This is a genomic window from Desemzia sp. FAM 23990 (genome assembly GCF_045528485.1).
Lineage (GTDB): Bacteria > Bacillota > Bacilli > Lactobacillales > Carnobacteriaceae > Desemzia.
This window is the reverse complement of sequence record NZ_JBGQQW010000025.1, coordinates 32,720-56,483: the sequence shown is the minus strand read 5'-3', so window position 1 is coordinate 56,483 and position 23,764 is coordinate 32,720. Positions and strand designations below refer to the sequence as shown.

Below are 23,764 nucleotides of genomic sequence, written 5' to 3'. Positions count from 1 at the left end.
CGAATAGGAATCGGTAATTTTTCTAACTTAATTGCCGAAAACCATTTATTAAAAGCAGAATTTAGTTTATACTTATCCATAAGTTGGGTCCTTTTTATTGGTCTTGGATAAGTCATCCAAGTTCAGTCTAAAGGACTTTTTTGCATATTGGAATAGGATACATAACATTGTGAAACATATTATGTTTCAAGCAACACTAGTGATAATAAAGATAAGGTTATTTTTATCAGTTCTCTCATTTTTTCAAAATACTGGATCAGTTGAGGAGGAATTTTTATTCGAAAATTATAAGTATCATTGCTGTAAAAAGATACGCTTGCTTCTTGTTGTTAACTGGAAAATGGAGAAGGATATTTTATATGAGGAATGAATATGAAACATGTAAAAGCATTGATCATTAAGGCCATTATGATATGGGCAATTGTTTGGATTGTTTTATCTTTGATTTACGATGTGGCATTTATGGATTCTACAATAGTAGGTGTAATTATTGTAGTGTTGATCTATATTCTAGGTGATTTAGTTATTTTACGAAAAGTAGGAAATGTTGCAGCTACTATCGCTGATTCAGGGGCAGCTGCGATCATTCTGTATCTCTACCTGAACTCGATGGATTATACTGAAAATATCTGGATGATGACACTGATTAGTGCAGTTCTTATTGGAGCAGGAGAATGGTTCTTCCATAAATGGCTTTTAAAAGAACATGTTGTACCAGATGAACGAAAAATGAAGTGAAAAACAATCGGGCAATATGCCAAATAATACTGGCCGGATAGGCTTAAAGACACCTTTCTCCTCGTAAGAGAAGAGTGTTATTTTTTTGTTCAAAAAATAGAAAAAATTTACAAAAAAAAGATTGTTTCTCCCTCTTTCACCGTATATAATTTGACTTGTCGCGAAAATGAATCGATCAAACTAACGTTTTACATAAAAGGAAAAAATGAATAGAATGAAAGATCCAATGTATTTTTGCGAGTAGAGAAAACGTTGATGAAAGTCTCAAAAAGAGGAGGAATTAAATTGTTAAACGTAACCTTTGTCATGCCTAAAACAGGAATTCGCAAAGCTACCCTATCTGATTTACCCGAAATGGTGGGTATTTATAATGATGCTGTCGCATTAGGTGGAATTACTTGTGATATTGATTTATTTACTATAGAAGAAAGAATTCCCTGGTTTGATGTCCATCAAACAGCTGAGTATCCATTGTTTGTTTATGAAGTAGATGGAGAGGTTGCGGGATATAGTCATTTGAGCGCTTATCGAGCAGGTAGAAGAGCTGTTGAGAAAGTTGCTGAAATCAGTTATTACGTCAACAAAAAATTTCGAAAACAAGGTATTGGATCTGCATTAGTTAGCCACACGATCAATCACGCAAAAGAATTAGGATATGACCACTTGATGGCCATGATTGTTGAAGGAAACTTAGGCAGTGAGAATATGCTGCTGAAATATGGATTTAACCAATGGGGACGTATGCCTGGAATTGCTGTCTTTAATGGGAACACACATGATCATATTTATTATGGGGTGTCTTTTGAGCAATACAAAAGTTTATGAAAAGCAATCTTGGAACCCCAACATTGCTTCTAAGCTGTATAAAAATGAAGAATACCGCTTTCCCCTTGCTAAAAGGAGAGAGCGGTATTTTTTTAATAAGGAAGTAATAAAGTGTCCATTTTATTATTCTTGTGTTATACTAGTTATATAACAAGTAGGGCGGTGATGAAATGTTTATTGAAATCAATCCTCATGATGAAACACCTATTTATACTCAATTAATGTATCAAATCAAAAAGAATATTGTTATCCATCGCAATTCGATCGATAAAGATTTGCCAAGTGTAAGAAGTTTAGCTAGCGACTTGGGCATCAACATGCATACCGTTAATAAGGCTTATAATCTATTAGTAGACGAGGGAGTATTGATTAAAAGTAAAAGAGGTTATTTTATTCAAGATCAGTCTTCTTTGAAACAGCATGAAAACGTAAAACAAGCGATGCTGGAGAAATTAGCTCAAATTCAAATCGATGCAGAAATTTACGGCGTCTCTGAACAAACGATAGAAGAATGGCTGAATACAATCAAAGAAAAGTTGAAAGAAGAGGTGAAATAAACATGCTATTATTTAGTATGATCATGACAGGAACATTTTTGTTAGTAGGGGTCATTAATGGAGTGACACCTTACTATAGTAGAAGAGGGACCCCTTTTGGCATCACAGTCCCAAGCACTCATCAACAAGATTCTTTTATTCAAATGCTGAAGAAACGCTTCTTGATTCAAAACATTGTTTTGAGCCTTCTATTTTCTATACCACTATTTTTCTTTTCCACTATAGAGAATATACAAGCACAAGAAATGTGGAGTAGTTTATATTTCACAGGAGCAGTATTTTTATTTATGATTTTGACTTTTGTTTTGTATTTGAGCAATAGAAAAAAGATTCAAATCTGGAAAAAAGAGAACAATCTTTTTACAGATATCAAAAAAGAGCGAATCATTGTGGATACCAATTACCATAGTGATTTAAAAACGATTTCGACTCGAACGATAGTGATGGCACAACTGCTGATCGTATTGATAACGGTCGTTGTAACATTGTTCTTCTATCGCAGTATCCCAAATGAATTCCCAGTTCATTGGAATAGTCAAAATGTTCCAGATCGAATTGTGGAGAAAACTTATTTGTCTGTATTGATGGTGCCAGCGATCCAATTACTGATGATACCTGTAATGGCGTTCAGTAATTACTCGTTCATCAAATCAAAACAAAAGTTGTTATCTAATTACCCACAGTTGACTAGCAAACAAAGTAAACAATTTCGAAAAGCATGGTCTGTTTATTTTTTGATTGTCTCAGTAGCACTGCAACTTCTGTTTACACTAATAAATTTTTATGCTCTTTTCATTGCCGATGATTCCAGCTTTGAATGGGTCAGTATCGTGATAGGCATATTTATCGTCGGAATTATCGGGTATAGTTTATTTTTAACTTGGAAATACGGACAAGGTGGAGAAAAATTAGTTTATAGCCAAATAAAGGAGAACTCAGATGAATTCACTGAAGTAGACGAAGAAAAATACTGGAAGTGGGGCGTGTTTTATTATAATCCCGAAGATCCAGCTGTCTTTGTGGAGAAGAGATTTGGAATTGGAAGTACGATCAATATGGCTAGATGGCAGTCATGGATGGCTATAGGTGGATTAATTGTGTTTTGTATTCTGCTTGCGGTTGTGCCATTTTTAATGGAGTAATAGATGAACTATAAAAAGAAGGAAGCTGGAGTTCATGACCCCAGCTTCCTTCTTCTCTATTTAGATCAATACTTTATCTAAGAAATCTTTTGTCCGTTCATTTTGCGGATTGTTGAAGACTTCTTGAGGAGGACCTTCCTCAACGATATAACCACCATCCATAAAGATGACACGGTCAGCAACTTCCTTGGCAAATCCCATTTCATGAGTAACGACCAGCATGGTCATCCCTTGACTAGCTAAGCGTTGCATAACTTCCAGAACATCTCCAACCATCTCAGGGTCAAGAGCACTTGTTGGTTCATCAAACAACATAATATCTGGCTGCATGGCTAACGCACGAGCGATAGCTACACGTTGTTTTTGTCCACCTGAAAGTGATTTCGGATAGTCATCTGCTTTTTCTTCCAATCCGACAGTTTCTAATAGTTTTAAAGCACGAGCTTTGATGTCGTCATTCGATTCGTCTTTCAGCTCTTTTGGAGCCAACATAATGTTGTCCAGTACAGTTAAGTGAGGGAACAAGTTGAAATGTTGAAACACCATCCCGATATTTTCGCGTACCTTATTGATGTCTTGAGATGGATCCGTTAAATCATGATTGTCCACAATGACTTTACCACCGGTAATTTCTTCTAAATTATTCATACAGCGAAGGAAAGTACTCTTACCTGATCCGGAAGGACCGATAATGCAAATAACTTCTCCTTCTTGAACTTCTAAGTTTAAATCTTTTAATACTTCTAAGTCGCCAAAGTTTTTCTTTAAATGTTCTACTTTTAGTTTAGTCATTTGTCAGTTTCCTTTCCAATACAGATGAAAGCCAAGTTAAAATGGTAATAATAACGATGTAAATGGCTCCGACGATCAACCACATGCTGCCAGATGAATATGTTCGAGCAATGACGATACGTCCCGTTTGTGTTAATTCTACTATCCCGATTACGGAAAGGATAGAGGTGTCTTTTAATGTAATGACAAATTGATTGATAAGAGACGGAATCATTATTTTAATAGCCTGTGGAAGAATGATTTTTCTCATGGATGTATTGTAAGACAGCCCCAAACTTCTCCCAGCTTCTAATTGTCCTTTAGCAACAGCTAAAATACCTCCACGTACTTGTTCTGAAATGTAAGCCGCTGTATTAAGCGTTAATGTAGTGACCCCTGCTATAAAGGCAGACATTTTAATATCAAGCAATTGTGGTACTGAGAAATAGATAAAGAAAGCTAGAACAATTAATGGAATCCCGCGCATAATCGTAATATAAATAGAAGATATAACATTCATCACTCTATTTGGACTGGCGCTAAATAATCCCAAAACAGTTCCGAGTACTAATGCAATAGCAAAGGAAACAAGCGTTAACACTAACGTAGAGCCTAGGCCACTGGCTAAGTCTTTCCAGTTAGCTGCAAGTAGACCGAAGATTCCATTTCCTGCAGCTGGTTCAGCATCTTCGCTTAAATAACGATCGACAATTTCATCATAAGTCCCATTTTCTTGGATATTTGCTAAACCTGCATTAAACATTTCGAGTAATTCCCGGTTTTGATCTTTGTTAACGGCAAATCCGTAAACATCCCCAGACTCTGGATCAAGCGGGAATTGCAATTTCAGACCTTGTTGAACAGCATATGCCATTACAGGGTAGTCATCAAAAACAGCATCTGAATGGCCAGCCATAACGTCTTCATACATAGTTGCTGAATCGTCAAATTGGTTTACGTTGATATTGTATTCTTCTTGTAATTCATTAACAAAATTAGCTCCAGTAGTTCCTACTTTTACGGCTACTGTTTTACCTTCTAAATCATCGTAAGAAGTGATTTCATCATTCGTTTCGGAAACAGCCATAACAGTCCCAGCTTCAAAGTAAGGGTCAGAAAAATCAAACGATTCTTCACGTTCGGGAGTAATACTCATGGCTGCGATCATACCATCCACTTGGTTGGTCTCTAGAGCTTGCAATCCTGCACTAAAATTTAATGGATTAAGTTCAATTTCAAAACCTTGATCTTCTGCGATGGCACGTAAGATATCAACGTCAATACCGACATATTCGCCGTCTGCATTTTGAAATTCAAATGGTGTATAAGTAACGTCCGTTGTAATAATGTACGGGTCTTCGGGGGTTCCTTTCGTTGAATCTGTTTCACTTGCTCCAACTTGCATTGGTAATAGGATGTTGATTATAAAAGCAAGTGTTGCGATAAAGGCAAACAGTTTGCCTTTCCTTTTATATTTATTCATCGTGATCTCCTCCTGATTTTTGGTACCCCTATAGCGTACGGGAATACGAATCCTATTTCAACTAATAAGCATTCAAAAATGAGATTTCAGTTCATTTTCTAATGAAAATGAAGAGACATAAAAGTTGTTTTATCAGTCGGTTACAATCTAAATATGAATAATATGTGTCTAGTAAATGAGGAAATGAAGCGAGGAATACCAGAAGAAGAATCATCATTTATCGTGCTGGCAAATTAAAAAGACTCTATTTCCATGCAATCGGCTAGATCCGTTGCTTTGCATAGAATATAGAGTCTGTTAACTATTAGCCATAGTAGAATTGAAAAACTTCGTTACACATATTTGACTAATTTTTTTAGGGGCGTTGTCCCAAAATGGTCTTCAAGGTAAAGAAGGATATTTGCACAAGCTACACTATCTGCCAAAGCATTGTGGTGATTGTCCAGTGTAATGCCTAAAGATTCGCATACCGTATTTAATTTGTGGTTTGGCAGTTCATACAATAGTTTTCGGCTTGATTGGACAGTGCATAAGGTTTGGAAATGAGGTTGTTCAAGCTGATAGTAATCCAGACAACCTTGCAGTACACCTCGATCAAAAGGAAGATTATGGGCAACGATCAACTGGTTTTGTGTAAACAGAGGATTGATCTCTGGCCAGATCTGAGCAAAAGTGGGAGCATTTGCCACATCTCTTTCGTAAATACCATGGATACGAATGTTTCTTTGATCAAAAAAAGTGTCAGGTTTCAATAAGGTATAATAATTGTCAACGATTTGACTGTCTCGAACGATCGTTAAAGCTACAGAACAAGCGCTGTGCTTTTGATAATTAGCTGTTTCAAAGTCAATAGCAGTAAAATTCATTTCAGCCTCCATAGTGGTTTAAAGATTTGTTGCTAGTAGTATAACTCTTTTTACAAACAAACTCTATGGTAATTTCAGTTTACGAACACTATTGTTTATTGAAAATAATAAAAATCGGTGCTTGAATGTAAAGCATTACATAAGGTAAAGTAATAAATGAAAGCGGTATAATTTAAGGAGGGAAACTTTATGCAACAGAAAACAGCAAAACCATTTCCAAAAGACTTTTTATGGGGTGGATCAACAAGTGCTTACCAAATTGAAGGCGCCTGGAATGAAGGCGGAAAGGGGCCATCTGTTCAAGATATAAAAGTTATTCCAGAGGATACTTCTGATTTCAAAGTAGCAGCGGACCATTATCATCATTATAAAGAAGATGTGGCATTGTTAGCCGAAATGGGATTTACAACGTATCGTTTTTCTATTGCCTGGACACGTATCGTTCCAAGTGGAGATGGGGAAATCAATGAAGAAGGTATCCAGTTTTATAATACTCTGATTGATGAATTACTGAAATACAATATTGAACCTTTAGTGACGGTATACCATTTTGATTTGCCTGCTGCATTAGAAGAAAAGGGCGGCTGGAGCAATCGCGCTACGGTCGATGCATTTGTACGCTACTGTGATATTTTATTTGATCGTTTTGGAGATCGAATTAAGTTATGGCAAACCATCAATGAACAAAATATGATGATTCTGTCTGCTGGTGCGGTTGTTGGTGGAGGCGCCAGTACCTTGAAAGAGACGTATCAACAAAATCACCACATGCTCTTGGCACAAGCGCGTGTGATGAAACAATGCCACGATAAGCTGCCAGAGGCTAAAATCGGCCCTGCACCAAATATCTCCTACATTTATCCTAAAACAAACAGTCCAAAAGATATTCAAGCTGCTCAAACCTTTAATGCATTACGAAACTGGTTGTATTTGGATATGGCAGTGTATGGGAGATACAATAATGTTGCGTGGTCTTTCTTAGAAGCTAATGATGCAACTCCAGAATTCGAACCAGGTGATGAAGAAACTTTAAAATCTGGTTTAGCTGATTTTATTGCCTTTAACTACTATAGTTCAGGAACTGTTGAATATTATCCGCTTCAAGAAGAGAGTACGGATTCTACAAGTGCTGACCAACAAAAAGGACAAGGAATTCCTGGATTCTTCCGCCAAGTAGAACATGGTGCACTTGACAAAACTGAATTTGGCTGGGAGATTGATCCAGAAGGTTTACGTACAACAGCAAATGAAATCTATTCTCGTTACGCGTTACCGTTAGTCATCACTGAAAATGGATTAGGCGGAAGAGACACTTTGACAGAAGATGGAAAGGTCCACGATACTTATCGCATCAATTATTTGCGAGACCATATCAAACAAGTTCAATTAGCTATTACAGATGGTGTTGAGCTGTTTGGTTACTGTCCATGGAGCGCGATCGATTTGATCAGTACTCATGAAGGTTTCCGTAAACGTTATGGATTTGTGTACGTCAATCGTTCAGACTTTGATTTGAAAGATCTCTCTCGTTTACGCAAGGACAGCTTCTATTGGTACAAAGATGTAATTGCTTCAAATGGTCAAGAGCTAGGCTGACATTAACGAACAAGCTGTCCCAAAATCGACTATTACTCGATTTTAGGGCAGCTGTTTATTTTGTTAGTGGATAGAGAATTTGCTAAGAACAATTATTGAGAGATAGAACCTCTGTCACTCATAAATTGCTTTTTACTAGAAGCACAAACTCAATCAAAAAAAAGGCCATCATAATTGAGACGACCCAGTTATTTATTTCGAATATTTTTCTTCGATTCCACTGAACCAGTAAGAGAAAATCACACCTATCACAAACATAATGAGAGAGAACACCAAAGTCAACGTAAAGGATAATCCAGATGCTGCTAATCCTTCAGATGAGAATGCTGGGAGGATAACAGTTGGGAAAATAGCTAGAGATGAACCAATCACCATTCCTAAAATGAAATGATACATTTTTGAGTAGAAGCGAGTAAATAACCAGTCTGCTAATTTAGCCAACAATAATACGCACAGCAGGCCGCCGATAACTAAGGGAATAATCACACTAAAATCAAATGAACTGATTCCTGCAGACATTTTTTCATACAAACCAAAGTAAATAAGGAAGTTGCTTGGACTCATTCCGGGAACGATTACTCCTAGACCGATCAAGGCCCCAGAGAACACCCAAGTTAAAAAGCCGGGAGCTAATTGTGTCAGTGACTGTCCGCCAATCACCATCAATAGAGTCAATCCAACAGCGCTGATCACAAGAATGCTGATATCTACAGTATTGCGACCTTTTTCACCGGCAGTTTTCCATAAAGAGGGGAAAGTTCCTACAACAAAACCAATGAACAAGCAAGTAAACATAGCTTCATATTGGCCAAAAGCTTTTTCAACAAATGCAGAAAAGATGACTACACCAATAACGCCGCCGATACCAACCGGTAAAAAGTAACGAACATTTTGCAAGAAATTTTTAGTGATATTGCCTAAAAATGAAATGATTTCATCATAAAGTCCAAAGATAACAGCTAAGACACCGCCTGATAAACCGGGTAATATACCGCCGATTCCTACTGCAGCTCCTTTTAACAATCTGATAAACCAATCTTTCGATGAGTTTGCCTCATTTTTCAATTGCCTTTCTCTCCTTTAGGTAGTACAATTTTTCACTGTCTTTCATTATAAACAGATTTAATGAAAACACACAAGTATTTCAGCAAAACGTAATAAAAGATTAAAAATTAAAGTAACAGATTAAAAAAAAAAGACTTGCTTAGGTGAGCAACATAGATTAAAATAAAATCAGATACTAAAGTAAGCGATTACAAAAAAGAAAGGAGGAGCAAAAGCGCACCTGAAATACTGCAGGCCCTATTATTTTTATCAGTTTTTACTCTTTAGGATTTAGTTGTGAGTACACATTCCGTTCAGAGGAGGAAATACAAATGGATAAATTTTTGGACTTTTTACAAGAATAAATGGCCCTACTTGCTTACAAATTAGATTCAAATCGGTATTTAACCGCTATAAAAAGTGGTTTTTTTGCAGCAATGTCTATTTTGATCATTGGTTCGATCTTTTTGCTGTTAGCCAATCTTCCCATTAATGGCTATGCAGATTTTATGGCTGGCATTTTTGGGGCTAACTGGTCTGAATTCTTTATGGTTCCTTATAATATGACCATGAATATTATGACGCCTTTTGTTATTATCGGTATTTCAAAATCATTATCTAGTCATTATAAAGTCGATGATGTAGCAGCAATCGTATTGTCTATCGTATCTTTCTTGATTTTGACTCCAAGTTTGATTACAGCTATTTTAGCTACTGAGATTATGAGAGCTGTTGTACAACGCGGATGGGTCATTAAAATGCCTGAATCTGTACCCAGCAATGTAGCACGTTCATTTTCATCTTTGATTCCTGGACTTTTTGTTATTCTTTCCTTTAATGTTATCAGAATGTTGTTTGCAATGACTTCTTTTGAAACAGCTCACAATTTCATTTTTGAAGTGTTGCAAACACCATTGTTAGCTTTAGGCGGGTCTTTGCCTGCAATGATCATTGTGCTGTTGTTTGAAGCAATTCTCTGGTCTTTTGGGATTCATGGATCTCAAATCGTATCAGGAGTTATGTCACCGATCTGGCTGTCCTTAACGGCTGGTAATGCGGAAGCTTTTGCAGCAGGACAAGCTTTGCCAAACATTATCAACTCTCAGTTCCATGATAATTTTATCAAACTAGGCGGAGCCGGCAGTACTTTAGGGTTAGCCTTATGTGCGCTATTCTTTGCAAAATCCAAACAATTTAAGACTTTAGGAAAATTAGCCATCGGTCCTGGAATGTTCAATATTAATGAACCATTGATTTTTGGTATTCCAATTGTATTGAACCCGATTATGTTGATTCCATTTATTATTAATCCAATTATTATGGCAATCGTTGCTTATGCAGCTATGTCAACAGGATTAGTGAACGTAGCCAATGGTGTCAACATCCCTTGGACAACTCCACCAATCTTTTCAGGGTTCTTAGTTAGTGGATGGACAGGTGCATTGCTGCAAGTTTTCCAAATTTTCTTAGGCGGATTAGTTTACTATCCATTCTTCAAACTAGTAGACCAAAAAGCTTATATGCTAGAACAAGGTAAAACAGAAGAAGAAATCTTGGAAGCTCAAACAACTGATACAGATGCTCCAACTGGAACACCATCTGTTTAAAGAATACACTAAAAGAAAAAACGATTCCTTCTACAGTTGTTATAGAAGGAATCGTTTTTTTAGGTATTTAGATTTGGCTTTCAGAAGAGTCATCTACAAATTTACCATAGTTGGGAACAGCCGCTTCATCAAAGTTGTCTGCTAATTTATTTAAATCCTTTTTTAACTCGCTTCCTTCCATTGATGGACCGTGTCCTGTTATGGCTATATAAGGGTTCAGACTTGCTAATTTACGGACTGATTCCTTAGCGGCTGTCCAATCTGGTGTCAAGTACCTCGGGGGCCCGCTTAATTCTTTTTTCTGTGTCACTACATGATAGAGAGAGTCTTGTTTAGTAGTCACAAATGCATCTGCCGCGATCAGTAGCCGATCTTTATCTCTGAACAAAGCTATTTGGCCTTCTGTATGACCTGGAACATGGATCCATTTGAAATCAGATAAATAAGGTACTGTTCCATCTTCTGGTAAAGGATGGATATGAGAGCCTAAATTGATTGGTTCTATAGGGAAAGCTCCAGACATCTTAGCAATCAATCCACCTTCGACAGTAGAATCTCCTTTAGCATAGCTTTTTTTCCCTGTTAAATAAGGAAGTTCCATTTTATGAGCGTAAACAGGTATGTTCCAGTGATGAACTAGTTCGATCACAGAACCTACATGATCGAAGTGGCCATGCGTCAAAATAATAGCCTTGGGAGTACTATTTCTCCCAAAACGTTCCTCTACAGCTGAGATAATATCATCAGCTTTATTAGGTGTGCCGGCATCAACGATAACAAAATCGTCGCTGACAATATCTCCAATCAGATAAAGGTTAACAAACTGGACAGTATAAACGTAGACATCAGGTGTCAATTCTTTTCCATGACTTCTTTTTATAGAAGTCATAGGGATAGACTTATAGTCTTTTCCGTAATACAGATTTAAATCCATTGTCGATTTCCTCCTTAAGGATCAAAAATGCTATCAAGTAGTATTAAGACAAAAAAGGTAAGACACCTTTATTTTATCCAATTGAGCAAACTTATTCAGTTAATAACACTTGTCAACTGACAGTTAAGTCTTTTTGTTCTGTAATAAAGGTTTTTTCAAATTAAGCTTGACTGTAATGGATTACACATCTTATAGTGAAATTGTACTTAAAAAGAAAACGCTTTCCAAGGAGGATAACAATGACTAAAGAAGCTTTGAAAATTGTTACGATTGGTGGAGGTTCAAGTTACACACCAGAATTGATTGAAGGATACATTAAGCGCAAAGACCAGCTGCCGATTAAAGATATTGTTTTAGTAGATATCGAAGAAGGTAAAGAAAAGCTGGAGATTGTTGGAGAAATGGCTAAACGGATGGTCAAAGCAGCAGGTTTAGACTGGAACGTTGAATTAACTTTAGACCGTAAAACAGCTTTGAAAGATGCAGATTTTGTGACGACTCAGTTTAGAGTGGGATTGTTAGACGCTCGTGTCAAAGATGAACGTATTCCTTTATCACATGGGGTTTTAGGACAGGAAACAAATGGTGCTGGTGGAATGCTGAAAGCTTTCCGTACAATTCCGGTTATTTTAGAGATTATCGAAGATATGAAAGAACAATGTCCAGATGCATGGCTTGTAAACTTTACCAATCCTGCAGGAATGGTCACTGAAGCAGCAATCAAAGTAGGAGGATGGGAACGAACAGTTGGACTATGTAATGTGCCAATTGGCCATTGTTCATCTGCATCTGAAAAATTGGGCATTCCTGAAAATGAATTGTTCTTTAAATTTGCTGGAATCAATCATTTCCATTGGCACCGGGTATGGGATAAAACCGGAAAAGAAAGAACAGCAGAATTGATCGACATTTTATATGGACCTTCACAAAATGAAGAAGACAACCACTTAAAAAATATTCATAGTGCTTCTTTCCATTATGAGCAGATCAAAGATTTAGGTATGCTGCCTTGTGGGTATCATCGTTATTACTATATTGAAGATGAAATGCTGCAACACTCTATTGAAGAATTTGAAAGAGGCGAAACAAGAGCTCAAGTAGTCAAAGAAACAGAGAAACGTCTGTTTGAACTATACAAAGATCCTGCATTAGACTATAAACCAGAAGAGTTGTCTCAACGAGGAGGCACACATTATAGTGATGCAGCCTGTGAGATTATTGCTTCTATTCAAAATGATAAACAAACTACCATGGTAGTGTCTACTCAAAATAATGGCACGATCACTGACTTGCCGTATGACAGTATTGTAGAAGTGTCAGGTGTGGTCACTGCGCATGGAGTCGAACCTTACAATTGGGGTGCATTCCCATCTGGAGCAGCTAGAGGAATCATCCAAAATATGAAAGGAATGGAAGAAACCGTTATTCGAGCAGCAGTTGACGGAGATTATGGTGCTGCACTACAGGCCTTTACAGTCAATCCTCTTGTTCCTGGCGGTAAGTTAGCTAAAACAATTTTAGATGAATTACTGTACGCCCATAAGGATCACTTGCCGCAATTTGCGGATAAAATCAAGGAAATAGAAGGAAATCAGCCAGAAACAGTTGGTTATGTAGATGAATTGATGAAAAGTAATCATCCAGCAGTAGCAGAAGAAGTAAACAGTTAACCATTAAAACAACAATAGAGGCTTACTCCAGTAGGAGTAAGCCTCTATTGTTGTTTTAAACAAGATTAATAATTAGTCATTTTTACTTGGAAAGAAAACTTTTTTTAGTTCCATAAGGATAACGGCAGCTAAAGCTAAACCTGCAGCAATTCCCCATTGTTCTAAACCAAAGTCAGCTGGAACATCAAATACTGAACGAACACCAGGCAACATAGTGATACCATACAATGCCATACAGAAGATAAATGCGTAAATAGCATACATATTAGAGAAGAAGCCAGCACCGATGGATGTTTGAGTATTTGAACGAGCAGGGAACACTTGTAACGTACGAGCTAGGATCAATGTCGTAAATGCCATTGCAACACTCATTTCATCTGAATAACCTAATCCAATGTATTGAGAAATGATAACGGCAATACCGATCAAAATTCCACGGAAGACTACAGAAGTAAACGTACCGCCAGCAAAAATACCCTCATTTGGATCGCGAGGTTTACGATTCATCACATTTGGCTCACCAGGTTCCATACCTAAAGCGATAGCAGGAATAGAGTCATTGACTAAGTTGATAAACAGTAGTTGTAATGCTGTAAACGGGCTGACCCAGTTCATTAATAAAGCAGCGATGATCGCGATGATTGCTCCTAAGTTACCTGAGAATAGGTAAGCAATCGATTTTTTGATGTTGTCATAAACGTTACGACCAACTTCAACAGCACTCACGATAGAAACAAAGTTATCATCTGTCAATACCATAGCAGCAGAGTCTTTGGCAACGTCAGTACCACTACCCATTGCAATACCAATGTCCGCTTGTTTTAAAGCAGGAGCGTCGTTAACTCCATCACCTGTCATAGCAGAAACTTTGTCTCTGTCTTGCCATGCACGAACGATACGGATTTTGTTTTCAGGTGAAACACGAGCGTAGACAGAAATGTGTTCTAATTTTTCATGCAATTCTTCTTCGCTTAAAGCATCTAACTCTTGTCCTGTTAAGGCCAAGTCGCCTTCTGCAAAGATACCAATATCACGAGCAATGGCACGAGCTGTCGTTTTGTGGTCACCAGTAATCATAACCGTTTTAATTCCGGCGCTCTTAGCTTCTTCAATAGCTCCATAAACAGCTTCACGAGGAGGGTCGATCATAGCCATTAAACCAGCTAAAATCAAATCATTCTCGTCGTCAAAACTGATTTCATTCCCTTCTGGAAGGGGTTTGTAAGCAAATGCCAACACGCGTAATGCACGATCTGAGAAGGCTTCATTTTGAGTTTGCAATGCTTTCAGACGTTCGTCAGTCAATTCAACGACTTCGCCATCCAACATCATTTTAGTACTGCGGCCAAATACTACGTCTGGACCACCTTTTGTCAACATTAAACGTTCTCCGTCGATAGTGTTGACGGTTGACATCAATTTACGGTCAGAATCAAATGGCAATTCAGCTTCACGTGGGTATTGACGACGAAGATCTTCATACGATTTGTTTAATTTATTGCTGTATGCGATCATAGCCACTTCAGTAGGATCTCCAAGTTCTTGACCTTCTTCATTAATATTAGAATCATTGGCTAGAACAGCGATTTCCATCAAGCGTTTTTCATCGGCTGTCCAAGAATCAGGAGTTGTACTGAATTCTCCAGATTGTCCATTTGGCAAGAAATAATCTACGATAGTCATTTTATTTTGAGTCAATGTACCTGTTTTATCCGTACAAATGATACTTGTTGAGCCTAAAGTTTCAACAGCCGGTAATTTACGGATGATAGCGTGTTTCTTCGCCATTTTATTTGTTCCGACAGACAATACGATCGTTACAATAGATTGCAATGCCTCAGGGATAGCAGCAACGGCAACGGCTACAGCAAACATAAACGCATTCAGCAGTTCGGTTTGAACATCTGTCACATCACCAAAGAAAATACGAGCAGCTTGGATAGCAAAGATCAAAATACTTAATAGTAAGATTCCGATACCCAATTTTTTACTAAATACATCTAATTTCTTTTGCAATGGAGTCTGTTTTGAGGAAGCGTCATCGATCAAGCTAGCAACTTTACCCATTTCAGTGTTGTTACCAGTTCCTGTAACTACAAATAATCCACGTCCATAAGTAGTTAAGGTTCCACTGAAGACCATATTAGAACGGTCACCTAGAGGAACGTCTCCGCTTAGGGAATCAGTGTTCTTTTCAGAGGCAACAGATTCACCTGTCAACATACCTTCTTCGATTTGCAATGAACCGGCTTCGATCAATCGTCCGTCTGCAGGAACATAATCCCCAGCGTCTAAACTCACAATGTCGCCAACAACCAAATCTCTTGCTTCAACAGTGGCTTTTCCACCGTTACGCAATACTTTCGCAGAAGGAGCCGACATATTTTTCAGAGCATCTAATGAACCTTCAGCTTTTCTGGTTTGGACAACACTTAAAACAGAGTTGATCATCAATACCGCAAATATGATTAGAGACTCAGTTACTTCACCCAGCAACATTTGAATAATAGCTACAATCAACAGCACAACAACCATTGCATCTTTAAATGTTTCTAAAAATAGCTTTAAAACGGAATCTCTTTTCTTTTGTTTTAATTCGTTTAGACCATCGCGTTCTTGTCTACGTTTAACTTCTGCGTCTGATAAGCCTTCTCTTGAAGCTTCAAAATCTTGATAGATCTGGTCCATATCTTTTTGATAGTTTTCCAAATTATACACCCTTTCTTTTTGTCAAATTAGTACGTTGTTGAATTGCAGAGGAAAACCTAACTACTAAAGAGATAGTAGTAATAAATAACTTACATCTAACATACTATTCTAGCTGTTTTTTCACAAGAAACAGAACTTGTATTTAACTGTCAAAATGCCTTGTATTTTATTTTGGCAGCTGATCAGCTGGATTAAAATGTGCTATCTCTTAATTCAATTCCTCCTTAAACAGTATTCATAATAAAATCGACAAAAAAAGAGACTTATGCGGAATTGTTTATGGTTCAACAACTGCATAAGTCTCACTATTTAAGACAACACCAGTAGACCGTTACATCTACTTGCTGGTGACGTTGCCACAGCTTCAGCTGCCAGTTACTCCCTTATTGGAAACTATTCGATTTCATCATAATCAAGTATATCGTATAACGAAAACTGGCGCAACAAAAAGAATGGAACTTTTTTATTGTTTTTATTAAGAATAATAAAGAACAATAAATGAAAACGATTTAAAAAAGTTTGCTTATTTTGCAGACAAATGCTCTTTTTTTTGTTATCCTTAAAAGTATAAAGTTATAAAATAAAAGTATAGTCATTTAAAAAGGAGAAGAAAGCTATGAAATATGAATTTCCAAAGAATTTTTGGTGGGGATCAGCAGCTAGCGGACCACAAACAGAAGGCGTTTTTGAAGGCGATAACAAAGGGGACAGTATTTGGGATTACTGGTACAAAGAAAGCCCAGAATTATTTTTCAACCAAGTAGGACCTGAAAAAACTTCTGTATTCTATGAAAAGTATAAAGAAGATATTCAATTAATGAAAGAAACTGGACACAATACATTCCGTACTTCTATCCAATGGAGTCGTTTGATTCCAAATGGCGTAGGGGAAGTCAATGAGAAAGCAGTCGATTTCTACAATAGAGTAATTGATGAATTGATCGCTAATGATATTGAACCGTTCATCAATTTATATCACTTTGATATGCCGATGAAAATGCAAGAAAAAGGCGGCTGGGAAAATCGTGAAACAGTAGAAGCTTATGTAGTGTTTGCTAAAACATGTTTTGAATTATTTGGAGACCGTGTTAAAAAATGGTTTACACATAATGAGCCGATCGTTCCTGTTGAGGGAGGCTACTTATATCAATTCCATTACCCAGCTATAGTAGATATGAAAAAAGCTGCACAAGTAGCTTACCATGAAGTACTAGCCAGTGCTAAAGCCATTAAAGCTTATCATGGAATGAATCTAGGGGGAGAAATCGGAATCATCCTAAACTTGACGCCAAGTTACCCACGTGATGAAAGTAATCCCGAAGATGTGAAAGCAGCAAAAGCAGCGGACGCATTTTTCAATCGTTCTTTCTTAGATTCTGCTGTAAAAGGTGAATTCCCAAGCGATTTAGTAGAAATATTGAAGGAAATCGATATTTTGCCGATTATTGAAGAAGGCGACTTAGACACGATTAAAGAAAATACAGTCGACTTATTAGGTGTAAACTACTACCAACCTCGTCGCATCAAAGCGAAAGAATCGACTACGAAGTTAGCGGATGGTCCAATGCCGGATGACTACTTTGACAACTATGAAATGCCAGGACGTAAAATGAACCCTTATCGTGGATGGGAAATCTACGAAAAAGGCGTGTACGATATTTTAACGAATTTACGTGAAAACTACGACAACATCAAATGCTTTATTTCTGAAAATGGAATGGGTGTAGAAGGCGAAGAACGTTACGTCAATGAAAAAGGGATTGTGGAAGACGACTACCGTATCGAATTCGTGCAAGATCACTTGAAATATGTACACCAAGCCATCCAAGAAGGAAGCAATGTGCGTGGATACCACATGTGGACATGTATGGACAACTGGTCTTGGACAAACGCTTATAAAAACCGTTATGGATTTATTGCAGTTGACTTAGACAATGAGCACAAACGGACGATCAAGAAAAGTGGTCGCTGGTTTAATGAAGTTTCTAAAAATAATGGTTTTGAAGACTAATTCAATGTTACTTAAGTACACTTGTATTTTTACTATGCAAGTGTACTTTTTTCATCAAAATGAATTCACAATTGTGAACAGAATATGAATTCGGAGTAAAAGCTGAACTTATTTTTAAAAAGACTAGACATTTTATGTAGAAATGGTATACTTTGGTTTGTAAACGTTTGCTATAATTTATTACATTTTAAAAAAAGAAAAGAGGTATTATACTTATGAATGGCTTTATTGACAAATTAAGTGAAAAATTGTTACCGATTGCAGGAAAGTTAGGACAAAACAAATACTTGCTAGTCTTGCGAGATGCTTTTATGTTGGCTTTCCCAATCACCATGTTTGGTTCATTAGTAGTAGTTATCAATAATTTACCGTTTTTCAGTGATGATGTGAAAGGTACATTAGGAACATTATTTGGTAATGGACAAAATGCTACCATGTCTATCATGACTATTTTTGTAACATTTGGTATCGGGTATTATTTATCTAAAACACACGATGTGGATCCAGTGTTTGGTGGAGCTGTATCTCTTGCATCCTACTTGATTTTAACTCCGTTTGTGACTACTCTTGAATCAGGTGAGGTAGTAAGCGGTGTGTTAACTTTAGATCGCTTAGGCGCTAAAGGAATGTTTGTTGGGATGATAGCATCATTTCTTGCAGCTGAAATCTACTGCAGAATAATCAAAAAAGGAATTGTTATCAAAATGCCGGATGGCGTTCCAACAGCAGTTTCTAAATCATTTGCAGCGATGATTCCTGCAATTATTACATTAGGTATTTTCACAATTGTAAACGCCATCGTAACTGGCGCATTTAATACAAACTTACATGATTTTGTATACAATGTTATTCAAGAACCGTTAACTGGTTTAGGTAGTGGATTGCCAGCAACGTTGATTGCTGTATTCTTTGTTCAATTGTTATGGTTCTTTGGATTACATGGACAAATCATTGTCAACTCAGTAATGGATCCAATCTGGAATACATTAATGTTGGATAACTTAGAACACTTTGAAGCTGGAGAAGCATTGCCAAATATCGTTACAAAACCATTTATGGAAATGTATACAGTTGGTATGGGTGGATCTGGTAGCACGTTGATTGTTGTTATCCTTATGGCATTTGTGATGAAGAGTCGCCAAATGAAAGATGTTGGTCGTTTAGCATTGGCTCCTGGTATCTTTAATGTTAACGAACCAGTTATCTTCGGTATGCCGCTTGTATTGAATGCAGCTATCTTCATTCCATGGATCTTAGCTCCATTAGTAACAACTGCTCTAAACTATGTAGTTATGGATTTAGGCATTTTCCCAACGCCGACCGGGGTATCAGTGCCGTGGACAGTACCAGTATTCTTTAACGGTATGTTAGCTACGAACTCTCCAATGGGTGGGGTATTACAATTGATTGATATGGCAATTATCGGTGTTATCTGGTATCCATTCTTGAAAGTTGTTGATAAAACAAACCTTAAATCAGTCGATTTAAGTACAGCAGAATAAAATAATGTTGAAAAGACTAGTTTTTTGTATAAAAAAACTAGTCTTTTTCTTTGAGATGGAGTATGCTAGGGGAGAGTATAAACCACCGGAGGGAAGAACATGATCAAATATGAAATGATAGCGAATAAAATTAGACAACGTATTCAAGAAGAATTCTATCCAGTGGATTCTCTGATCCCTGATCAAATTTCTTTGGCAAAAGAATTTGGTGTAAGCAGAATGACCGTAAAAAAAGCCATGGACGTTTTGGCATTAGAAGGATTGATTTTTCGGAAACGCGGATCAGGAACTTATGTGAAGAAAACGGCTCTAAAAAATGGCCTAAATGCTAACGCAATGGAATATGAAGGATTGACCAAACAATTGGTTGGTCATGAAGTTAAAGGAGAAATTATTTCCTTTTCGGTAGAGTTTCCTGAAGAAGAGATACGAGAGACGCTGATGCTGGATAAACATGTTCCGGTATATAAAATTATCCGCTTGCGTATTGTGGACGGAGAGCCGTATATTATTGAGCATACGTTTATGAATGCGAATTTGATACCGGGGTTAAGCGAAGAAGCCTTAAACTCCTCTATTTATCAATACATTCATAATGAATTAGGGTTGCAATTCGGAGGAGCTTACCGAAAGATTCACGCAGCGAAGTCTTCCAAATACGATCAGAAATATTTAGGCTGTGCTGTCGATGATCCAGTTTTGGAAGTAGAGCAAGTTGTCCATTTAGAAGATGGGACACCTTTTGAATATTCCCGGAGTAGAAATAGATACGACAAACGGAGTTACACAGTCGTTGATTTGCAAAACAAAAATAAAGGGTAAGCGATAAAAAGAATGGACCGTCCATTTAAGACGATCCATTCTTTTTTTAATGGTTCTACAACATTTGATGCTTGTAAGTCTTGAGACGCGGTTTTCGGCTCAAGGGCGTTCCCATGGCCTTCCATAAGCAACCCCATAGGCCGGAGGAAATTTCTTTACCAACGTTAGAAGATGAAGAGCCTTTTAAATAGCTTTAGCTAGGGTATCTTTAAGAGTCAGTTCTACTGGGCAATGATCTGAACCCAAGATAGTGTTGTGTATTTTCGCATCTTCTAGAAATGGAATCAATTTTTGTGAAACACAGAAATAATCGATGCGCCAACCGGCATTGTTTTTGCGGGCATTGAACCGGTAGTTCCACCAAGTGTAGCTTCCTTCTGTTTCAGGATAGAAATAGCGGTAAGTATCGACAAATCCATTGCTTAAAAGAGCCTCAAATTGAGCTCTTTCTTCATCAGAAAAGCCAGCGTTGCCGCGGTTGCGTTGCGGATTTTTTAAATCAATGTCTTTATGGGCAACGTTTAGATCTCCACAAAGAATAACTGGTTTTCGGATATCTAATTCAGTTAAATAAGCTAAAAAATCTTGTTCCCAACGTACACGATAGTCTAGTCGTTTCAACTCGGATTGAGAATTAGGAGTGTAACAAGTAACCACATAATAATCGTCGTACTCTAAAGTGATTACTCTTCCTTCTGTATCGTGTTCAGAAATACCGATTCCATAAGCTGCCGATATAGGCTCATGTTTAGTAAAAATAGCGGTACCCGAGTAGCCTTTCTTTTCGGCATAATTCCAAAAAGAGTAGTATCCAGGGATATCCAGATCGATTTGACCTTCTTGAAGTTTGGTCTCCTGAAGGCAGAAAAAATCAGCATCTAATTCTGTAAAAATATCTAAGAAACCTTTTTTGACAATAGCGCGTAATCCGTTGACGTTCCAAGAAATTAGTTTCATTTATTAGTTTGCTCCTTTAGTGTAACATGGTACTATTATTGTACAGTAAACGAAAAAAAACTTGAAGCAGTAGAGCTTAGTTGTTCAGCAAGAAAATCCATTAAACTAATGAAATGAGGAAAAGTAGTGAAAATAGGAGTAGTAGGTTTAGGCGGCATCTCTCAAAAAGCATATTTGCCAATTATGATGTCCATGAGTGAAGAAGTAGAGTGGCATTTTTACACACGGAATCAAGAAAAACTGTCCAAAATCGGCAAACAATACCGAGTAACAAATCTGCATCCAACAATCGAATCTATGATTGAAAGCGGAGTGGAAGGAGTATTCATCCATACGGCAACCCACACGCATACAGCTTTTATCAGACAATTTTTAGAAAATGGTATTCATGTGTATGTAGATAAACCAATCAGTGAAGACCTTGAAGAGGTAGAATCCTTACTAGCTTTAGCTGAAGACAAACAACTGGTATTGACTACCGGATTTAATCGTCGCTTTGCACCAATGATTCAAGAACTAAAAAAAGTTCCGCATAAAAATATGATTTTCGTTCAAAAAAACAAGCCTAATGGTTCTGGGACAGTTCAGTTTGGTATTTTTGATATGTTTATTCACGTCATTGATACAGCCTTGTACTTATTGGACGATGAGGTAGTAGAAATGTCACATACTATTACCGAAACGGACGGACAATTGGAAAACTGTGTCGTGCAGTTGGAAACGGATCAAACGATGTGTATCGTTTCAATGAACTATAAAGCTGGAGCTAATCTGGAAGTAGCTGAAGTACAGTCTCCTGAAGGAACGTATCGCGTAACGAACTTGACCGATTACGAAAGCAATTCTTATGGAGAACAAGAGACCAGAGCATTCGGAGACTGGGACCACACTCTTGAAAAGAGAGGATTTGCTCCTTTGATCCGTCAGTTCATTGAAGCTGTGAAAACGGGAGATAATCCTGTAAGTCTGGAATCTTCTTTTATGAGTCACCAAATATGTGCCGAAATAGTGGCTGACAACAAGGACTAGATAATAACAAATACATGATCAGTCAAAAGCGGTGGACGTAACTGTCGTTCTTGACTCATCATGTTTTTGTGAAAAAGAGGAGAAAAATTTACGAAGGAGGAATCCAACCTTTTATGATTGGAGATAAAATACGTCATTTATCACCATCTAAAAAAATTGCTTTCAGTTTTTTGATGATTATTTTTATCGGATCCCTATTGCTGAGTCTGCCTGTCAGCCAATCTGCAGTTTCAGAGGCAGGGTACTTTCAGCATCTGTTCACATCAGTTTCTATGGTCTGTGTGACAGGTTTATTGACGACACCACTTATCACTACCTACAGTTTATTCGGTAAAGTAGTTTGCATTTTCTTGATGCAAATTGGCGGGTTGGGCTTAATGACGATTCTTGCTGCGTTTATAGTCGGTGTAGGTAAAAAAATAAGCTTTAAAGACAAGATTGCGGTTAGTGAAGCTCTAAACCGCGATAAATTAGGGGATTTTAAGAATTACCTGACCTCTATTATCAAGTATACGGCTGTTATTGAAGGAACAGCATTTATATTTTTGGCAGTTAGACTTATCCCCGAATACGGAACGAAGAACGGTTTCTTCCATGCGCTTTTTCTGGCTGTTTCGGGTTTTTGCAACGCTGGATTTGATACGCTGAGAGGAAATAGTTTGCAACATTACGTTCACGACCCTGTGGTCAATATTGTTATGATGGTGTTGATTGTTTTAGGAGGGATCGGTTTTTCTGTCTGGTTTGATATCACGCAAAATGTACAATCGATTTTTAAGAAAACAGGTAGCCGCAATTTAAAGAGAAATTACCAACGTCTGCAAGTGCACACTCGTCTAGCTATAAATATTTCTGTTTTCTTATTGCTCTTTGGAATTATGCTGTTTTTAATTGTTGAATGGAACAATCCTTCTAGTATTGGAGATTTTTCTATCGGAGAAAAGATCTTGGCAGCAGTATTTCAATCCACTACTTTTAGAACCGCTGGATTCACTACAGTAAATTTTTTGGACTTTAAAAGTTTTACCAACTTCTTTTTTGTTGTCATCAGCTTCATCGGAGGATCTCCAGGTGGGACTGCTGGAGGTCTGAAGACAACTACGGTAGCTTTAGTTGTTTTATTGATGTACAACGAAATCAAAGGACAAAAACACATCAATTACGCTTACCACACGATTCCAACTGAAATTGTGCGAAGAGCTTTGGTAGTATTGGTCACCTTTTTTGTTTGTTTTATGGTAGGGACAGGTTTATTGTTGTTATTTGAGCAAGATCAGAGACCCTTTCATTTGATTTTTGAAACGGCTTCTGCTTTAACAACGATCGGACTAACTGTAGATAACTTGACGCCCCAGTTATCTACAGTTAGTCAAGTAGTGATCATGATTTTAATGTTTATTGGCAGAATTGGCCCTATCACCATATTTTTGAGTTTGGGTAGAAGAAACAAAAAACAAAAAAATTACCGTTATGCAGAAACAAAAATTTTGATTGGGTAACA

General features: G+C 37.3%; 19 protein-coding genes. 12 read left to right on the top strand and 7 right to left on the bottom strand.

Annotated elements, in window-relative coordinates; genetic code table 11:
* Positions 1 to 372: 372 nt before the first annotated feature.
* From ACEN4I_RS10435 to ACEN4I_RS10420, 4 genes are all read left to right on the top strand, one after another.
* Positions 373 to 738 carry a DUF2512 family protein gene (locus ACEN4I_RS10435; RefSeq protein WP_407097140.1) on the top strand — a complete coding sequence of 122 codons (366 nt, stop codon included), beginning with the start codon at positions 373 to 375 and terminating at the stop codon, positions 736 to 738.
* A gap of 285 nt (positions 739 to 1,023) precedes the next feature.
* Positions 1,024 to 1,563, top strand: a complete 540-nt coding sequence (locus ACEN4I_RS10430; RefSeq protein ID WP_407097141.1) for a GNAT family N-acetyltransferase — start codon at positions 1,024 to 1,026, stop codon at positions 1,561 to 1,563.
* Positions 1,564 to 1,733: 170 nt separating this feature from the next.
* Positions 1,734 to 2,120, top strand: coding sequence for a GntR family transcriptional regulator (locus ACEN4I_RS10425; protein WP_407097142.1), 387 nt, complete (start codon positions 1,734 to 1,736; stop codon positions 2,118 to 2,120).
* Positions 2,121 to 2,122: 2 nt separating this feature from the next.
* Positions 2,123 to 3,262 carry a DUF1648 domain-containing protein gene (locus ACEN4I_RS10420; protein ID WP_407102902.1) on the top strand — a complete coding sequence of 380 codons (1,140 nt, stop codon included), beginning with the start codon at positions 2,123 to 2,125 and terminating at the stop codon, positions 3,260 to 3,262.
* A 60-nt stretch (positions 3,263 to 3,322) separates the two neighbouring features.
* Here the strand turns inward: ACEN4I_RS10420 and ACEN4I_RS10415 are convergent, their stop codons facing one another.
* From ACEN4I_RS10415 to ACEN4I_RS10405, 3 genes are all read right to left on the bottom strand, one after another.
* Positions 3,323 to 4,054 (bottom strand): amino acid ABC transporter ATP-binding protein, encoded by a 732-nt coding sequence (locus ACEN4I_RS10415; RefSeq protein ID WP_407097144.1) that lies wholly within the window; start codon positions 4,052 to 4,054, stop codon positions 3,323 to 3,325.
* On the bottom strand, positions 4,047 to 5,516 hold the full coding sequence (locus ACEN4I_RS10410) for an amino acid ABC transporter substrate-binding protein/permease (protein WP_407097145.1): 1,470 nt from the start codon (positions 5,514 to 5,516) through the stop codon (positions 4,047 to 4,049). Before ACEN4I_RS10410 ends, ACEN4I_RS10415 begins: the two co-directional genes overlap by 8 nt.
* A gap of 332 nt (positions 5,517 to 5,848) precedes the next feature.
* Positions 5,849 to 6,382 carry a 3'-5' exonuclease gene (locus ACEN4I_RS10405; RefSeq protein ID WP_079650476.1) on the bottom strand — a complete coding sequence of 178 codons (534 nt, stop codon included), beginning with the start codon at positions 6,380 to 6,382 and terminating at the stop codon, positions 5,849 to 5,851.
* Between the two features lie 189 nt (positions 6,383 to 6,571).
* Between ACEN4I_RS10405 and ACEN4I_RS10400 the strand changes: the two genes are divergently transcribed.
* Positions 6,572 to 7,978 carry a glycoside hydrolase family 1 protein gene (locus ACEN4I_RS10400; RefSeq protein WP_407097146.1) on the top strand — a complete coding sequence of 469 codons (1,407 nt, stop codon included), beginning with the start codon at positions 6,572 to 6,574 and terminating at the stop codon, positions 7,976 to 7,978.
* Positions 7,979 to 8,170: 192 nt separating this feature from the next.
* Here the strand turns inward: ACEN4I_RS10400 and ACEN4I_RS10395 are convergent, their stop codons facing one another.
* Positions 8,171 to 9,043, bottom strand: coding sequence for a DUF368 domain-containing protein (locus tag ACEN4I_RS10395; RefSeq protein ID WP_407097147.1), 873 nt, complete (start codon positions 9,041 to 9,043; stop codon positions 8,171 to 8,173).
* Between the two features lie 344 nt (positions 9,044 to 9,387).
* Here ACEN4I_RS10395 and ACEN4I_RS10390 point away from each other — a divergent pair, with 344 nt between their 5' ends.
* A complete protein-coding gene (locus ACEN4I_RS10390) occupies positions 9,388 to 10,629 on the top strand; it encodes a PTS sugar transporter subunit IIC (RefSeq protein ID WP_407102903.1) in 1,242 nt (413 codons plus the stop codon).
* Positions 10,630 to 10,696: 67 nt separating this feature from the next.
* Here the strand turns inward: ACEN4I_RS10390 and ACEN4I_RS10385 are convergent, their stop codons facing one another.
* A complete protein-coding gene (locus tag ACEN4I_RS10385; protein WP_407097149.1) occupies positions 10,697 to 11,563 on the bottom strand; it encodes an MBL fold metallo-hydrolase in 867 nt (288 codons plus the stop codon).
* Between the two features lie 239 nt (positions 11,564 to 11,802).
* Between ACEN4I_RS10385 and ACEN4I_RS10380 the strand changes: the two genes are divergently transcribed.
* On the top strand, positions 11,803 to 13,233 hold the full coding sequence (locus ACEN4I_RS10380) for a 6-phospho-beta-glucosidase (RefSeq protein WP_407097150.1): 1,431 nt from the start codon (positions 11,803 to 11,805) through the stop codon (positions 13,231 to 13,233).
* A 72-nt stretch (positions 13,234 to 13,305) separates the two neighbouring features.
* Here the strand turns inward: ACEN4I_RS10380 and ACEN4I_RS10375 are convergent, their stop codons facing one another.
* On the bottom strand, positions 13,306 to 15,921 hold the full coding sequence (locus ACEN4I_RS10375; protein ID WP_407097180.1) for a cation-translocating P-type ATPase: 2,616 nt from the start codon (positions 15,919 to 15,921) through the stop codon (positions 13,306 to 13,308).
* A gap of 637 nt (positions 15,922 to 16,558) precedes the next feature.
* On the opposite strand from ACEN4I_RS10375, the gene ACEN4I_RS10370 reads away from it, so the two are divergent.
* From ACEN4I_RS10370 to ACEN4I_RS10360, 3 genes are all read left to right on the top strand, one after another.
* Positions 16,559 to 17,953, top strand: a complete 1,395-nt coding sequence (locus tag ACEN4I_RS10370; protein ID WP_407102904.1) for a glycoside hydrolase family 1 protein — start codon at positions 16,559 to 16,561, stop codon at positions 17,951 to 17,953.
* A 215-nt stretch (positions 17,954 to 18,168) separates the two neighbouring features.
* Complete coding sequence (celB, locus tag ACEN4I_RS10365) at positions 18,169 to 19,455, top strand: PTS cellobiose transporter subunit IIC (protein ID WP_407102905.1); 1,287 nt, start codon at positions 18,169 to 18,171, stop codon at positions 19,453 to 19,455.
* Positions 19,456 to 19,554: 99 nt separating this feature from the next.
* Entirely contained in the window at positions 19,555 to 20,277 is a 723-nt protein-coding gene (locus tag ACEN4I_RS10360) for a GntR family transcriptional regulator (RefSeq protein ID WP_407097153.1), read from the top strand.
* A 183-nt stretch (positions 20,278 to 20,460) separates the two neighbouring features.
* On the opposite strand, the gene ACEN4I_RS10355 is transcribed toward ACEN4I_RS10360, so the two are convergent.
* Positions 20,461 to 21,234, bottom strand: a complete 774-nt coding sequence (locus ACEN4I_RS10355) for an exodeoxyribonuclease III (protein WP_407102906.1) — start codon at positions 21,232 to 21,234, stop codon at positions 20,461 to 20,463.
* Between the two features lie 126 nt (positions 21,235 to 21,360).
* Between ACEN4I_RS10355 and ACEN4I_RS10350 the strand changes: the two genes are divergently transcribed.
* Together ACEN4I_RS10350 and ACEN4I_RS10345 are read left to right on the top strand one after the other, a co-directional pair.
* Complete coding sequence (locus ACEN4I_RS10350) at positions 21,361 to 22,263, top strand: Gfo/Idh/MocA family protein (protein ID WP_407102907.1); 903 nt, start codon at positions 21,361 to 21,363, stop codon at positions 22,261 to 22,263.
* A gap of 113 nt (positions 22,264 to 22,376) precedes the next feature.
* Positions 22,377 to 23,762, top strand: a complete 1,386-nt coding sequence (locus ACEN4I_RS10345; protein ID WP_407097156.1) for a TrkH family potassium uptake protein — start codon at positions 22,377 to 22,379, stop codon at positions 23,760 to 23,762.
* The last annotated feature ends 2 nt before the right edge of the window (positions 23,763 to 23,764 follow it).

Excerpts from the sequence above, each read along its gene's own strand:
- ACEN4I_RS10345 (WP_407097156.1), top strand. The coding sequence starts at position 22,377 with ATGATTGGAGATAAAATACGTCATTTATCACCATCTAAAAAAATTGCT.
- ACEN4I_RS10375 (WP_407097180.1), bottom strand. The coding sequence starts at position 15,921 with ATGGACCAGATCTATCAAGATTTTGAAGCTTCAAGAGAAGGCTTATCA.
- ACEN4I_RS10390 (WP_407102903.1), top strand. The coding sequence starts at position 9,388 with ATGGCCCTACTTGCTTACAAATTAGATTCAAATCGGTATTTAACCGCT.
- ACEN4I_RS10435 (WP_407097140.1), top strand. The coding sequence starts at position 373 with ATGAAACATGTAAAAGCATTGATCATTAAGGCCATTATGATATGGGCA.
- celB (WP_407102905.1), top strand. The coding sequence starts at position 18,169 with ATGAATGGCTTTATTGACAAATTAAGTGAAAAATTGTTACCGATTGCA.
- ACEN4I_RS10355 (WP_407102906.1), bottom strand. The coding sequence starts at position 21,234 with ATGAAACTAATTTCTTGGAACGTCAACGGATTACGCGCTATTGTCAAA.
- ACEN4I_RS10360 (WP_407097153.1), top strand. The coding sequence starts at position 19,555 with ATGATCAAATATGAAATGATAGCGAATAAAATTAGACAACGTATTCAA.
- ACEN4I_RS10410 (WP_407097145.1), bottom strand. The coding sequence starts at position 5,516 with ATGAATAAATATAAAAGGAAAGGCAAACTGTTTGCCTTTATCGCAACA.
- ACEN4I_RS10370 (WP_407102904.1), top strand. The coding sequence starts at position 16,559 with ATGAAATATGAATTTCCAAAGAATTTTTGGTGGGGATCAGCAGCTAGC.
- ACEN4I_RS10415 (WP_407097144.1), bottom strand. The coding sequence starts at position 4,054 with ATGACTAAACTAAAAGTAGAACATTTAAAGAAAAACTTTGGCGACTTA.
- ACEN4I_RS10380 (WP_407097150.1), top strand. The coding sequence starts at position 11,803 with ATGACTAAAGAAGCTTTGAAAATTGTTACGATTGGTGGAGGTTCAAGT.
- ACEN4I_RS10400 (WP_407097146.1), top strand. The coding sequence starts at position 6,572 with ATGCAACAGAAAACAGCAAAACCATTTCCAAAAGACTTTTTATGGGGT.
- ACEN4I_RS10385 (WP_407097149.1), bottom strand. The coding sequence starts at position 11,563 with ATGGATTTAAATCTGTATTACGGAAAAGACTATAAGTCTATCCCTATG.
- ACEN4I_RS10405 (WP_079650476.1), bottom strand. The coding sequence starts at position 6,382 with ATGAATTTTACTGCTATTGACTTTGAAACAGCTAATTATCAAAAGCAC.
- ACEN4I_RS10425 (WP_407097142.1), top strand. The coding sequence starts at position 1,734 with ATGTTTATTGAAATCAATCCTCATGATGAAACACCTATTTATACTCAA.
- ACEN4I_RS10420 (WP_407102902.1), top strand. The coding sequence starts at position 2,123 with ATGCTATTATTTAGTATGATCATGACAGGAACATTTTTGTTAGTAGGG.